Genomic DNA, 13,419 nt, shown 5'->3' with positions numbered 1-13,419 from the left:
ATGCTCCCTGCCGGGTGTCGCTCGGGGGAGTCGGCGCCCGCGCGCTTAGGCTTCAGAAGCCATGATCCGGTTCGACAGCGTCACGAAAACCTACCGGGGCTCCTCGAAGCCCGGGCTCAGCGGGGTCGACTTCGAGGTCAAGCGCGGCGAGTTCGTCTTCCTCGTCGGACCCTCGGGTTCGGGAAAATCGACGTGCCTGCGCCTGATCCTGCGCGAGGACGGCCCGACCACGGGTCGTGTCGTCGTGCTGGGTCGCGACCTCACGACCCTGTCCAACCGCAAGGTGCCGTACTTCCGGCGCCACGTGGGGGCGGTGTTCCAGGATTTTCGGCTGCTGCCCTCCAAGACCGTGTTCCAGAACGTCGCGTTCACGCTGCAGGTCACGGGGGCCTCGCGCGGCTTCATCCACCAGGCCGTCCCCGAGGCTCTCGAGCTCGTCGGGCTCGCCGGCAAGGAGAAGCGCCTGCCGCACGAGCTGTCGGGCGGTGAGCAGCAGCGTGTCGCGATCGCCCGCGCGATCGTCAACCGGCCCCAGGTCCTGCTCGCCGACGAGCCCACCGGAAACCTCGACCCCGCCACCTCGATCGGCATCATGCAGCTGCTCGCGCGCATCAACGCGGGCGGTACGACGGTGTTGATGGCCACACACGAGGCGGGATTCGTCGATCAGATGCAGCGTCGTGTGATCGAACTCGCGCACGGCGAGATCGTGCGCGACGAAGTGCACGGTGGGTACGGCGACACGTCGGGTCTGCCGAGCCTCGCCCCCGAGAAACCGCGCGGCGCCGAGGCGATCGCGGCTCTCACAGCCGTGCTCGAGCTGCAGCAGCGCGTCGCCGCGGGCGATGCGCCGCCGGCGACCGGCGAGGTGCCGCTGTTCACCCCGGATGTCGAGCCCGAGCCCCTCGCTCCGGCCGCCGCCGCGGAGGAGCGGATCATTGCCTCCTCGGTCATCCCGGACGCCGACGCTCTCGCCGTCGCGAACGCCGCCGTGTCGGCCGTCGCGGGGCAGGCCGCCGCCGCCGTCAGCCCGCCGCCCGTCGAGGTCGAGGGCGAGGGCGAGGGTGACGATGCACCGCGCGTGTCGCTGACCGGGCCGATCGAGATCGAACTGCCCGAGTTGCCCGAGGTCGGCGTCGCCGACCGTCTGGGGTTGGGCGAGAAGGACGAGGACGACACCGTGGGGCCGACCTCGTGAGGGCGCAGCTGATCCTGGCCGAGGCCCTCACGGGACTGCGGCGCAACGCGTCGATGGTGATCTCGGTGGTGCTCGTGACGTTCGTCTCGCTCACCTTCGTCGGCGCTGCGATGCTCATGCAGATGCAGATCGGCAAGATGCAGGACTTCTGGGTCGATCGCGCCCAGGTGGCCGTGTACATGTGCACCTCGATCTCGACGACGCCGACGTGTGTGGACGGCGTCGCCACACCCGAGCAGATCGACCAGGTGCGGGCCGCCCTCGAGTCCGATGCGCTGGCCCCGCTCGTGCAGCAGACGCGTTTCGAGACCCGCGACGAGGCCTACGCCAACCTCATCACGCAGATGGGTGAGGACTACGCGAGCGTCATCGCCCCCGAGCAGATGAACGAGACCTTCTGGATCAACCTGGTCGACCAGTCCCAGTCCGACGTGCTGATCGAGGCCTTCAGCGGCATGAACGGCGTCGAAGAGGTGGCAGACCAGCTGCAATACCTCGATCCGCTGTTCCAGGCGCTCACCGTCGCGACGTACATCGCGGTCGGGATCGCGGCGCTCATGCTGATCGCGGCGGTGCTGCTGATCGCGACGACGATCCGGCTCTCGGCCTACGCGCGCAGGCGTGAGCTCGGCATCATGCGCCTCGTGGGAGCATCCAACCGCTTCATCCAGACCCCGTTCATCCTCGAGGGTGTGCTGGCTGCGCTGCTCGGCTCAGGTCTTGCGAGCGTCGCCGTGTGGGCGGGACTCGAGTTCGGCGTCGACGGCTACCTGCGCGATCGCGTCGCATTCATCACGACGTGGGTCGGAGCGGGCGAGCTCGCGATCGTCATCCCGGTCATGATCGTGGTCGGGGTAGTGCTCGCGGCGCTCTCGGCGGGCTTCGCGATCCGGCGCTGGCTGCGCGCCTGACCCGGCGCGGCCCCTGCCCGTCGACCGCCTGGGAGTGCCTGTGCTGATAGGCTGAGCGGCTGTCGCGCGCCCGCGCGGCGAGAGATCGGGAGGTCATCGTGGTCAAGGAACGCGGGGAGAAGGTCATCGCGACCAACCGTCGCGCGCGCCATGAGTACACGATCGACAAGACCTACGAAGCGGGCATGGTGCTGACCGGCACCGAGGTCAAGTCGCTGCGTCAGGGGCGCGCCAACCTCTCCGACGGGTACGCGTACGTCGACGGCGGCGAGATCTTCCTCGACTCGGTGCACATCCCCGAGTACTCGCAGGGCCACTGGACCAATCACGCCACCAAGCGCGTACGCAAGCTTCTGCTGCACAAAGACGAGATCGTCAAGATCTCGCACGCCGTCTCGGCGGGCGGGTACACCCTGATCCCTCTCAAGCTGTACTTCTCGGACGGTCGCGCCAAGGTCGAGATCGCCGTCGCCAAGGGCAAGCACGAGTGGGACAAGCGACAGACCCTGCGCGAGCGTCAGGACAAGCGCGAGGCCGAGCGCGCCATGCGCAGCCGCAACCGTCTGGGCGACTAGTCCGACGCGGGCATGCTCTCGGTCGCCGGAGCGGTGACGGCCATGGCGCGGTCGGTGAAGGCCTGCCGGGGAACGAACGCGAGCGCCACCGCTGCCACGAGCGCCGTCGCCCCGCACACCACCCACACGGTCACGTATCCGGCGAACGAACCCGCCGTGCCCTCTGCTGCCGCGCCGGTCGCTCCCTGCAGTAGCGCGATGCCGAACACGCACGAGGCGATCGCGCCTCCGACCGTCTTGACGGAATTCGTCAGCCCCGTCGCGACGCCGGTCTGGGTCGCGGGTGCGGCGGAGGCCGCCGCCGCGGGCAGCGCCGCCACGAGTGCTCCTGAGCCGAGTCCCACGACGACCATGTTGGTGATCACCTGAGCATAGGTGTCGTGGAAGGGCAGGAACAGCAGAAAGCCGATCCCGACGAGCGTCGATGCGCCCATCAGCGTCCGGCGCGGCGTGGCGAGGCGCGCGACGAGGGGAAAGAGCAGGGCGCCGGCGATCATCGCAACCAGGTACACCCCGATGATGAGGGATGTCGCGAAGCCGGCCGTGCCGAGCCCGTACCCGTAGACGGCCGGGTCGGTGCGGGCGAACGTCGACAGGGGCGCCTGGGCGCCCAGCACGCTCACACCGAACAGACCGGCGGTGAGGAACACGGGGCCGAGGGCGGGGGAGCGGAACATGCGCACATCGATCAGCGGATCGCTCTGCCGCAGCTCCCACCGGGCGAACGGCACGACAAGCACCAGCCCCAGCGCCACCAGACCCCACGACAGCGGGTCGGCGACGCCGTTCAGGCGCAGAAAACTGAGGCCACCGGTGAATGCGATCAGGGCGAGGGAGATCAGCACGAGGCCGACGGTGTCGAAGTGTCCGCCCACCGGATCCGGCGACTCGTCGACGCCGAGCCAGATCACGAAGAAGCACGCGACGACCGCGAGGGCGGGAATGAGCAGCACGACCTGCAAGGGCAGGGCGTCGATGAGCGCGCCGCCCGCCAGCGCACCCGTGATCGCCCCGGCCTCGAGGGCGGCCACGAGCAGGCCCGCCGCCCTGGCGGTGATGACCGAACGTCCCGGCATGCCTCGCGAACGCGACCAGATCAGCGCGATCTCCAGCGGCAGCCACACGACATAGAACCCCTGCAGGGCCCACGCGATGAGGAAGACGGCGAAGGAGTCGGTGAAGGGCAGGACGAGGGATGCTGCCGCGGTCAGCGCCGTCGACACCAGCAGCATCCGCTTGTGCCCGACCATGTCGCCGAGTTTCGCGAAAGCGGGCACGACGAGCGCCGAGAGCATCAGCTGGGAGCCCTCGAGCCAGTTGACGTCCGCGTCGTGGATGCCGAGGTGCCGCGCGATGTCGGTGAGCATCGGCGTGTAGTAGCCCTGCAGGATGCCGCTGGTGAACTCCACGAAGGCGAGGAACCCGACGACGCCGGCGAGGGTGCCGAGGGTGACGCGGGTGCGGATCGAGTCGCTCACGCGGGCAGTCCTTTCAGCAGGGCGCGGTGGAAGAGCACGCCGCGCTCGAGTGAGGAGATCTCGACGCGCTCGTCGACGCCGTGGATCGCCGCGCGCTGTGCCTTGGACATGCGCAGTGGCGCGAAACGGTACACGGCGGGGCTGAAGCGGTGGAAGTACCGGGAGTCGGTCGCGGCCATCATGACGTACGGCACCGTGCGGGCTTCGGGATAGGAGGCCGCCACCGCGGCGGCGACGAGGGCGAAGGGGGCACCGTCGGTCGGCGACTCCGGCGAGGGCTCGCTCGCTTCGACCACCTCGACCGTGACCGCTCGATCCGCGATGCGTCGCCGGAGGCGGCGGACGGTTCCGGCGACGGTCTCGCCGAGGGCGATCCGCAGGTTGAGGGTCGCTGTCGCGGACGCGGGCAGCACGTTGTCGGCGGTGCCGCCGGCCTGCAGAGTGGCCGCGACCGTCGTGCGGACGAGCGCGGCCGGTTCGCCGCCCACCGCGGCGAATACGTGCGCCGTGAGGCGGGGCATCCGGGCGAGTGCGCGCAGAATGTGGCGCGCGATTCCGGTGCTCTGTTCGGCGAAGAGCGACAGCATCCGTGTGATGGCGTGCGGCGTGCGCGCGGGAAAGGTGCTCGGTGCCAGGCGGTCGACGGCGCGGGCGATGCGGCCGATCGCGGTGCGGCGCGGAGGCGCGGAGGCATGGCCGCCGTCGCCGCGCGCGGAGAGCCGGATCGTGGCGACGCCCTTCTCGCCGACACCGACCATCGCCGCTCGGCCTCCGACGAAGGGCAGGGGGGCGTCGACCACCGCGCCGCCCTCGTCGAGCACGATCCACGGCGTGATCCCCCGCTGCCGGAACGTATCGGCGATGGCGCGTGCGGCGGCGCCGTGGCTCTCTTCGTTGCCGCCGAAGCAGAGGTAGACGTCGCGGGCGGGGACAAAACCCTCGGCCAGGAGGGTCTCGACGGCGTCGAGAAGGACCACCATCGGCCCCTTGTCATCGAGCGCGCCCCGTCCGAACACCCAGCCGTCCTCGATCACGCCATCGAACGGGGCATGAGTCCAGCCCTCGGCGTGGGGGTCATCGCCCACCGGCACGACGTCGTAGTGGGCCATCAGCACCGCGGGATCCGTGTCCGGCCCGGTGCCGGGCAGACGGTAGAGCAGACCGAGATCGGTGATGCGCTCGCGTTCGCACCGCTCGTGCACGAGCGGGTACAGCTCGGCCACAAGTGCCTCGAACTCTCGGAACGGCTGCAGACCCCGCAGATCGATCTCGGCGCTGACGGTGGGCAGCCGGATCATGCGGGAGAGCCGCTGCGCCAGGGCGGGCGGGGCGGCGCGAGGAGCGTCTGACACGTCTCAGCGCGCCGCGAAGCGGCCCTCGACGCCCGCGGTGACGATGATGGGCTGCGGTTGCAGGTCGATGCCGGGACCTGTGCCCGCGGCATCCGAACTCATCATCGCGGCTCGCATCATGCGCGGTGCCGCCTGCGGAGGAGTCTCGGCGCGGGTGAGCAGGCCGGTGTCGGCGATCTCGAGGGGCGTCACACCCCCGCGGTCGATCGCCGTGGCGTACGCGGTCGCCCGAGACACGGCGATTCGCACGGCCTCGGCGGCGACCTCGGCCTCGACCGCGCGGCGCGTGGCGGGCGTGAGCTGCCACACCACGGTGTGCACCTGCACACCCTCGCGCTCGGAGACGGCGGTGAGCCACCACGAGAGCGCCGCGAAGTCGGAGAAGGAGGCGGAGAAGGAGACGGAGGCGTGGTGGACCGGAGCGAGCTGCTTGCCCTCGTTGTTCCACGGTCGCTCCGACCAGACCGCCGCGCGCTCGCTCGACCATTCGGCGACATCGCCGTCGGCCTGGCGTCGGGAGAGCTCGTCCCGTACCGGCGCGGCCAGAGCGGCGATGCGCTCGACGACGGGACCCCGCGAGGGGCCCTCGCAGCGCACGGAGATGTCGGCGATGCCGAGTTCGGGAGCCACCCGGGTCTCGTGCTCGCCGCGGACGGTGATGATGACCTCGCTCATGGCCGAGAGCCTACGCCCGTGCGGAGCGCAGAAATTCTCAACGCGGTGCATCCACGGGTGGGGCTGACACGGAACAACTCTTCAGCAGGCGCGAACGGTTCGCGCCGTCAAGGAGGAATCGTGCGTAAGACACTTGTGGCCGGCATGGTCGCCGGCCTCGTCGCGGCCGTAGGCTTTGCCGCTCCCGCTCAGGCGATCTCTGCCACCAGCGCCGACCTGTCGGTGCTGCACGGCATCCCCGACACCCCGGTCGATGTCTACGTCAACGGCGAGCTGACGCTCGACGATTTCGAGCCGGGTGACCTCGCGGGGCCGCTCGACCTGCCCGCGGGCGACTACGAGGTCGCGATCACAGCGCCGGATGCCGCCGATGCCAGTGCGCCCATCCTGGGCCCCGTCACCCTGAGCCTCGCGGCGAACAGCAGCTACACCGCCGTCGCCCACCTCGACGCGGCGGGTGAGCCCACGGCGACGCTGTTCACGAACGACATCGCCCAGACCGCGGCGGGCGAGGGACGTCTCACGGTGCGCCACGTCGCCGCAGCTCCCGCCGTGGACATCCTCGCGGGCGGCACGGCCGTCGTCAGCGGACTCGAGAACCCGGACGAGGCGTCTCTCGACCTGGCCGCGGGAACCGTCTCGGCCGCCGTCGCTCTCGCCGGAACGACCGACCCGGTGATCGGACCGGCGGATGTCACGGTCTCGGATGGCACCCTCACGATCGTCTACGCGTGGGGCAGCGCTGAGGAGGGCAACCTCGAGCTCGCGGTGCAGACCGTCTCCGGGCTGCACTCGAGCCCGGACGGCGTCAACTCCGGGTCCGCGGGTCTTGCCGCCGAGAACGGCGCGCCCACGGCGCTGTTCTGGGGACTCGGCTTCGCCGGGCTCCTTGTCGCCGCAGGTGCCGCGCTGTTCGTCGCCCGGTCGCGTCCGAGCGTCTGAGACGCGGGGCAGACGGATGACGAGGATCACGCGTGCCGCTGCTGCGGCGCTGCTGATGCTCGTGCTCACGGGCTGCTCGCTCCCCGCCCCGTCCGGGGGGAGCGGGCAGCCCGCACCGTCGCTGACGCCGATGTCACCGACGCCGGATCCCGCCCCCACCGCGGCCGTGGACGTCCCGATCGTCTCCAGCGCACCGACGACCGCGCCCGCCGCCCAGGTGCCGACACGGGTGCGGGTGGATGCTGCGGCCATCGACATGCCCGTCGTGCCGGTGGGGGTGCAGTCCGATGGGCAGATGGAGCTTCCCGTCGAGCCGAGCGTCGCGGGGTGGTACCGCTTCGGTCCCGACCCGGGGAGCACCGCGGGCCGGGTTGTGATGGCCGCGCACGTCGATTCCCGCGTCTACGGTCTCGGTCCGCTCGCCAGGCTGCGCGATGTGGCGCCGGGCACCGAGATCGTCGTCGACGTCTCCGGCGGCGAGCCCGTCCGGTATGCCGTGCAGAGCATCACCTACTACCCCCGCAGCGCACTGCCCACCGACATCCTGTTCGCCAGGACGGGCGAAGCGGCGCTCGTGCTCATCACGTGCGGGGGCAGTTTCGACCCCGTGAACAGGTCGTACAGCGATAACGTGGTCGCCGTGGCGACGAGGGTGTCATGACGAGCCCGCCGCGCCGACGAAGGCGCACCACCCGAGACCAGGGGCACACCGTGGATGTCGACGACGATGCGCGCGCGGATGCGAGCCTCATCGATCGTTTTCGAGCGGGCGATGAACGCGCGCTCGAAGAGGTGTACCGGCGCTGGGCGCCGGTCGTCTACACACTGGCGATGCGTTCGCTCGCCGATCCTGCGGATGCGGAGGATGCCACGCAGAAGACATTCGTGGCGGCCTGGACGGGACGTGCGACGTACGACTCGTCGAAGGCGGGGCTGGCCACCTGGATCGTGACGATCGCGAAGCGGCGGATCGCCGACACGCACGAGGCGCGCGCCCGGATGCGTCGTCTGCAGGAGCAGCTGCAGCGCGTCACGACGCCCGACGAACTCACCGTGGCACCGCCGATCGATCTCGGCGAGACCCTGCTCGTTGCTCAGGAGATCGACAGGCTGGAGCCCGATGCCCGCGCTGTCGTACGGCTGGCCTTCTTCGACGACCTGACCCATCATGAGATCTCGACCCGGCTCGACATGCCGCTCGGCACGGTCAAGAGTCATATTCGCCGGAGCCTGGCCCGGATGCGCACCCGTCTGGAGGTAGGCCATGTCGCACGTTGACCCCGAGCTGCTGGCGCTGATGGCGCTCGGCGAGCACGTCGCCACGCCGGACGACGACCGGCACATCGCCGCCTGCGCCGCCTGCGCCGAGGAGCTCACGGATCTGCGTCGTGCGGCGCGCGTGGGTCGCTCGACCCTCGCGGCCGGTCCGTTGCTCGCGCCGCCGGAGCGGGTGTGGACGGCGATCTCCGACGAGCTCGGGCTCGCGTCCGCCGACACGGCTCCTGCGCGCGCGCGTGCGCGACGTGAACCGACGGCGCGGCGCGGGGCACGGACGCTGTGGGCGCTGGCCGCCGGTGTCGCGCTCATCGCGGCGATCGGGGCCGGCGTGTGGACCGCGGTGCGCGTGGGTGCTCCGGTCCAGGTCGCCGAGGCGCTGCTCGAACCGTTCCCCGATCACCCCGAGGCCCGGGGCGCCGCCGTGCTCGAGGAGGCCGCCGACGGGGAGCGCACGGTGCGGGTGCGACTCGATGCGGCGACCGAATCGGATTCGTACCGGGAGGTCTGGCTCATCACGCGGGACGCGTCGTCCCTGATCAGCCTCGGTGTGCTGAGCGACGACGAGCAGAGCTTCGTCGTGCCGCGGGGTATCGACACGTCGAACTACGCGCTGGTCGATGTCTCCGTCGAGCCTCTCGACGGCGATCCGGCGCACTCGGGTGATTCGATCGTGCGCGGGGAGCTGCGCGCCGACTGACGCTGGTGCCGTCGATCAGGTCCAGCGAGGTGGGTCTGCACCCCACGTGTGCGTCGGGCGTAGGTAGGGCGTCGGCGCTGCGTCGAAGGCGAGCACCGGCGCCGCCGTCGTGACGCGGTGCGGGCCGTCGGGCGCGTGTACGGTCTGAGTCACGGTCGTCTCGGCGGGCTCCGGCCCGCCGTCGCCGGCGCCGCGTGGCGATTCGCCGTCGTGCGCGCTCGGCTCACCGCCGGCGAGGAGTTCCTGCGCGAGGCGGGCGAGGGCGATGCGGACGTGTGTCGAGCGTCCGGTGGCGCGCTGCCGTGCGAGCGCCGTCGCGACGCTCGCGGCGAGCAAGTGGCCGGCGGAGTGGTCCAGTGCCTGCACGGGCAATGCGCCGGGGGCGTCTCCCGTCGTGCTCTCGGCGAGCGCGATGCCGCTGGCCGCCTGCACGAGGCTGTCGAACCCGCGGCGGTCCTGCCAAGGGCCGGCGGTTCCCCACGCCGAGAGCTCGGCTGTGATGAGGGCGGGATATCGCGACGCGAGCGCTGCGGGCTCCAGCCCGAGCCGTGCGAGGGCGTCGGGTCGGTAGCCGAGCACGAGGACGTCGGCGCGCTCGAGCAGGTCATCGAAGCACCGCCGGTCGCGGGCCACGTCCAGATCCAAGAGGGTCGAGCGTTTGCCCTGCCCCGTGTCGAGATGCTGCCACGGGATCTCGGGAAGGCGGGGCGAATCCACGCGCAGCACGTCGGCGCCGGCGAGCGCCAGATCCCGCGTTCCGACGGGCCCCGCGATCACCCGCGTCAGATCGAGCACCCGGATCCCCGCGAGGGGAGCGCCGTCGATGGACGGCCACGGTCGTGGAGTGTGCGGATCGCCGAGCCACTGCGTGAGGAGCGGTTGCGCGGCGTGCTCCAGGGCGACGGGATGCTGTCGCCAGGCGTCGGCGGTGCGCACCGCGACCGCGAGGGCACCGCTCTCATATGCGGCGTGCTCGAGGTCGAGGTTGCGCCACGTCGCGATCCGCGCGGCGGCTCGCTCGGTGACGCGGGACGAGTCGATCGAGTCAGACAGTCCCAGGAGGCGGCGGAGGCGGGATTCGTGGTGCGGATAGTTGCCGTGTGTCCGCACCCACCCGTCGGCCGTGCGCCAGAATCCCGACAGCGGCGACCAGACGGTGGGGGTTGCCCCGTCGATCCGGAAGACCCTCTCGCTTCCGAACGACGCCGCCACGCGGGCCGCCGACACCCGAACGGGTGCCGGTGCCCGGTCACCCGACCGCGCGGCGCGCACGACGTTCATCGCGAGGGAGGCCAGGGCGACGCTGTTCATCGCCAGTTCCCCGACTCGCAGTCGTGAACGCCAGGCGGGCATGGAGAGCGGGACGTGGATAGCGGCGCTCTGCTCCGCGGTCAGGCCGATCGCGGCGGCCGCAGAGGAACCGACGCCCCGCAGGCCACGATCCTGCGCGCTTTCCGAGTGCGGGGCACCGGGTGGCTCTTCGTGCATGCTCTCTCCATCCGGTGTATGCTGAAGGGCTCGGTGCGAACCGAGCGAGACAACTCCACAGTGTGTGAACAGCGGCTCCTTCGACAAGAAGGCTCACGGGGATGATCGGTTTCGACATCGCCTGAGAATCTGTGAGAAGCGGGCCGAGGATGCAGGGTTATCTCGTAAACGATCTCTGCAAAACCATAAGTGCCGAATCCAAGCGCACTGACTTCGCCCTCGCTGCCTAAGCGAGCCCGATAGTCCGTCAGACCGTGGGTGTTCCCGCCACGGACCCTGGCGTCATTTAGGGGACTTGCTGCACGACGTCGCCTGAGCGTCGTGCGGGACTTTCTTCAGGCTGGGCCCGTCGACTTAGGTGTCTGTGACAAAGGTCGGGGCCGAGCAGAACGTCTGCACAGACTACGCCCGTAGAAGGCGCAGAAACACAGCGATGGACGGGGGTTCGATTCCCCCCATCTCCACGGCCGCGGTTCACACGCTGGAGAGCTCACCTGTCGGCGTGGGCCCCGTGGCGATGGGACGGCCCGGTGTGTTCGACCATTGGCTCCACGAGCCGGGGAACACCGCGACGTCGATGCCCGCCACCGCGCCCGCGAGGGCGAGGTGTGCCGCGGTCAGGCCCGACCCGCAGTAGGCGGCGACGGGAGAACGCTCTGTGACACCGGCGCCGGCCAGGGCGCGGTTGATCTCCTCCGGTTGTGCGAAGCTCGCACCCTCGAGATATGCGCTCGCGGGCAGGTTGATCGCGCCCGGGATGTGTCCCGCGACCGGGTCGTAGGGCTCGGTGTCGCCCCGGTAGCGTTCGGGCGCCCGCGCGTCGAGCAGAATGCCTCGGGCAGGCCAGGCTTCGGCCTCGGCGATCGTCACGATTCCTCTGCTCAGTTCGTCGCGTGCGATGGAACCGGGCTCGGGGACGACATCTCCCGTCTCGAGCGGAAATGCCGCCGCCGCCCATGCCGACAGGCCGCCGTCCAGTACGCGCACGCCATCGACTCCCGAATGGGTGAGCAGCCACCACGCGCGCGCGGCCGACACCGATCGGTAGTCGTCGTAGACGACGACGGTGTCGCCCGTGTGCAGCCCCCATCGCCGCGCAGCATCCTGGAGCGCTGCTCGCGAGGGGAGGGGGTGTCGTCCTTGTGAGGGATCGCCGTGTGTGGCGAGTTCCGTGTCCATGTCGACGTACACCGCGCCGGGAAGATGGCCGGCCCGATGGTCCGGTCGACCGTCGGGTTGCTCGAGTCGGTATCGCACATCGAGCAGACGAATCCGCTCACCGGCCTCGAGTCGTGCGTGAAGTTCGTCGGTCGAGATCAGGGGAGAGACCGGCGTGGATGCCACATCGCCATCTTCACACGCCCGAATCCGAGCGCGGGGAGAGCGCGTTCATGTCGCGGCCGCATCCGTACCGTGCATGGGCGGGGTGGGGGTCCAGCGCCAGTCGTTCCGAAGCCGGTACCACTGTTCTCGCGGCTGCCCGGATTCGCGTGCGACGTCGGTGAGCCAGATGGTGGCGTCGGGGCCCCACCCGCCGATCACCGAGCCATGATCGGCGTCCACGTCGATCAGCTGGTTCGCTGCGGAGAGGTATCCGAGCGTGGTGAGATGCACCGCGTCCCATTGCGCGGAGAGCCGCTCCCAGTTGAGAATCAGCCAGGGGCCCTCGCGACCGGTGACGCGGAACCAGTCGTGCCGACGGGATGCTGTCACTTCCATCGGATAGGCCCGACAGAGATCTGCCCAGTCAGCCGGCGATCGGACCTCGAGTATGCGACCCGCGCCGTGCACGGGAATGACCGTCGCGATTTCCCATCCCAGGGAGTCCTCGACCAGTTCGAGGGCATCCGGAATGCTTCCACGAGTGGTGAGCAGGCTCTGCGGCACCGACCACCATGTTCCCGAGAAGTTCGCACGCACATCAGCGGGCCTTTTCGCCGATCTCGACTCGTCCTCGTGTTGGGTGCGACAGCCGGACTCAGGTGGCGGGCGACGCGTCGGAGCGCGTCGTGCACATCGGGGAGGGCGGCGACGGCATCGGTTCCGTCAGGCTCCTGCCAGTAGCGCGCAAGGTCGACGGATGCCTGCAGTGCTTCGCGCAGGCTACCGTCGCGGACATTCGTCAGGACGACCTTGTTGATGAGCGAAGCCACGTCGGCGCCGGTGAACTCCGGATCGGGCTCGCACTCGGACGCTCCGTCGGTGAATCGGAGCAGAGTGCCTGGAGTCGGATCGAGGTCGCGGGCGAGCCAGAACACGGCTTCCTGCACTGTCGCGTCCATGCGCGCCGCGTATTCGAGGCACAGCCGACGTCCGCGGGTACCGCTCAGGAGGGCGTCGACGGGATCGGTCATCACTCCACACTGCCCGACTCGTGCACAGCAACTCCACCGCCGGTCACTCCCGACCGGGGTTCGTCGTTTCAGAAGGGTGGGTTGTCGGGGTCGGGGATGAATCCGATGGTGACGGGTGGTGGGGTGTCTGTGTAGTGGAGTCCGCCGGGGGATATCCATTCGATGACTCCGCCGGGGTGATGTTTCACCCGCCAGGGTGTTTCGCCCTTCAGAGTGTGATGTCGTCGACAGAGTGCGCAGAGGTTTCTGTGGTCGGTGGCTCCGCCGAGGGCGAAGTCTTGGCCGTGGTCGATGTCGCAGCGGTGGGTGGGCATGCGGCATCCGGGGAATCTGCAGTGCGGGTCTCTCACCCTGAGATGTCGGGTGAGGTCGGCGGATCGTGTGTACCTGTCGACGGCAAGGACCCCGCCGGTGATCGGATCGGCCAACACCCGTTCCCATCCCGGAACGGATTTCGCGAGGATCCTCGCG

The 13,419-nt window shown here is 70.0% G+C and carries 14 protein-coding genes and 1 other RNA gene; 8 read left to right on the top strand and 7 right to left on the bottom strand.

Annotation, left to right across the window (positions count from 1 at the left end; genetic code table 11):
* Positions 1-61: 61 nt before the first annotated feature.
* The 3 genes from ftsE (at position 62) to smpB (ending at position 2,684) form a co-directional block, all read left to right on the top strand.
* The gene (gene ftsE, locus DI573_RS04525) at positions 62-1,198 is read left to right on the top strand and encodes a cell division ATP-binding protein FtsE (protein WP_292811109.1); all 1,137 of its coding nucleotides are present in this window, start codon (positions 62-64) and stop codon (positions 1,196-1,198) included.
* Complete coding sequence (gene ftsX, locus DI573_RS04520; protein WP_292811107.1) at positions 1,195-2,109, top strand: permease-like cell division protein FtsX; 915 nt, start codon at positions 1,195-1,197, stop codon at positions 2,107-2,109. The genes ftsE and ftsX overlap by 4 nt, the downstream gene beginning before the upstream one ends.
* 98 nt (positions 2,110-2,207) lie before the next feature.
* Positions 2,208-2,684 carry an SsrA-binding protein SmpB gene (gene smpB, locus DI573_RS04515; protein WP_292811104.1) on the top strand — a complete coding sequence of 159 codons (477 nt, stop codon included), beginning with the start codon at positions 2,208-2,210 and terminating at the stop codon, positions 2,682-2,684.
* Here the strand turns inward: smpB and DI573_RS04510 are convergent.
* From DI573_RS04510 to DI573_RS04500, 3 genes are read right to left on the bottom strand one after another with little or no spacing between them, the layout of a single operon-like run.
* A complete protein-coding gene (locus tag DI573_RS04510) occupies positions 2,681-4,162 on the bottom strand; it encodes an MFS transporter (RefSeq protein WP_292811102.1) in 1,482 nt (493 codons plus the stop codon). The genes smpB and DI573_RS04510 overlap by 4 nt on opposite strands.
* Positions 4,159-5,514, bottom strand: a complete 1,356-nt coding sequence (locus DI573_RS04505; RefSeq protein WP_292811100.1) for a M20/M25/M40 family metallo-hydrolase — start codon at positions 5,512-5,514, stop codon at positions 4,159-4,161. Before DI573_RS04505 ends, DI573_RS04510 begins: the two co-directional genes overlap by 4 nt.
* Before the next feature lie 3 nt (positions 5,515-5,517).
* Positions 5,518-6,189: an SIMPL domain-containing protein gene (locus DI573_RS04500; RefSeq protein WP_292811098.1), complete on the bottom strand. Its 672-nt coding sequence runs from the start codon at positions 6,187-6,189 to the stop codon at positions 5,518-5,520.
* A 120-nt stretch (positions 6,190-6,309) separates the two neighbouring features.
* Between DI573_RS04500 and DI573_RS04495 the strand changes: the two genes are divergently transcribed.
* The 4 genes from DI573_RS04495 to DI573_RS04480 are packed head-to-tail and all read left to right on the top strand — an operon-like array spanning position 6,310 to position 9,106.
* Positions 6,310-7,131: a DUF4397 domain-containing protein gene (locus DI573_RS04495; RefSeq protein ID WP_292811096.1), complete on the top strand. Its 822-nt coding sequence runs from the start codon at positions 6,310-6,312 to the stop codon at positions 7,129-7,131.
* 16 nt (positions 7,132-7,147) lie between these two features.
* Positions 7,148-7,792: a class F sortase gene (locus DI573_RS04490; protein ID WP_292811093.1), complete on the top strand. Its 645-nt coding sequence runs from the start codon at positions 7,148-7,150 to the stop codon at positions 7,790-7,792.
* Positions 7,789-8,409, top strand: coding sequence for a sigma-70 family RNA polymerase sigma factor (locus DI573_RS04485; protein ID WP_292811091.1), 621 nt, complete (start codon positions 7,789-7,791; stop codon positions 8,407-8,409). Before DI573_RS04490 ends, DI573_RS04485 begins: the two co-directional genes overlap by 4 nt.
* On the top strand, positions 8,396-9,106 hold the full coding sequence (locus DI573_RS04480; RefSeq protein WP_292811089.1) for an anti-sigma factor: 711 nt from the start codon (positions 8,396-8,398) through the stop codon (positions 9,104-9,106). Before DI573_RS04485 ends, DI573_RS04480 begins: the two co-directional genes overlap by 14 nt.
* A 15-nt stretch (positions 9,107-9,121) precedes the next feature.
* Here the strand turns inward: DI573_RS04480 and DI573_RS04475 are convergent, their stop codons facing one another.
* Positions 9,122-10,594 carry a CoA transferase gene (locus tag DI573_RS04475; RefSeq protein WP_292811087.1) on the bottom strand — a complete coding sequence of 491 codons (1,473 nt, stop codon included), beginning with the start codon at positions 10,592-10,594 and terminating at the stop codon, positions 9,122-9,124.
* A 97-nt stretch (positions 10,595-10,691) separates the two neighbouring features.
* Here DI573_RS04475 and ssrA point away from each other — a divergent pair.
* Positions 10,692-11,061: a transfer-messenger RNA gene (gene ssrA, locus DI573_RS04470) on the top strand.
* Positions 11,062-11,068: 7 nt separating this feature from the next.
* On the opposite strand, the gene DI573_RS04465 is transcribed toward ssrA, so the two are convergent.
* The 3 genes from DI573_RS04465 to DI573_RS04455 all read right to left on the bottom strand — a co-directional run.
* Complete coding sequence (locus tag DI573_RS04465) at positions 11,069-11,938, bottom strand: sulfurtransferase (RefSeq protein ID WP_292811085.1); 870 nt, start codon at positions 11,936-11,938, stop codon at positions 11,069-11,071.
* 45 nt (positions 11,939-11,983) lie between these two features.
* Positions 11,984-12,514 carry a hypothetical protein gene (locus tag DI573_RS04460; protein ID WP_292811082.1) on the bottom strand — a complete coding sequence of 177 codons (531 nt, stop codon included), beginning with the start codon at positions 12,512-12,514 and terminating at the stop codon, positions 11,984-11,986.
* Between the two features lie 502 nt (positions 12,515-13,016).
* On the bottom strand, positions 13,017-13,419 hold a 403-nt coding region (locus DI573_RS04455; protein WP_292811080.1), incomplete at its 5' end, for an HNH endonuclease signature motif containing protein.

Origin of the sequence: Microbacterium sp., assembly GCF_003248605.1 — a bacterium.
Lineage (GTDB): Bacteria > Actinomycetota > Actinomycetes > Actinomycetales > Microbacteriaceae > Microbacterium.
This window is presented reverse-complemented; position numbering and strand designations above follow the sequence as displayed.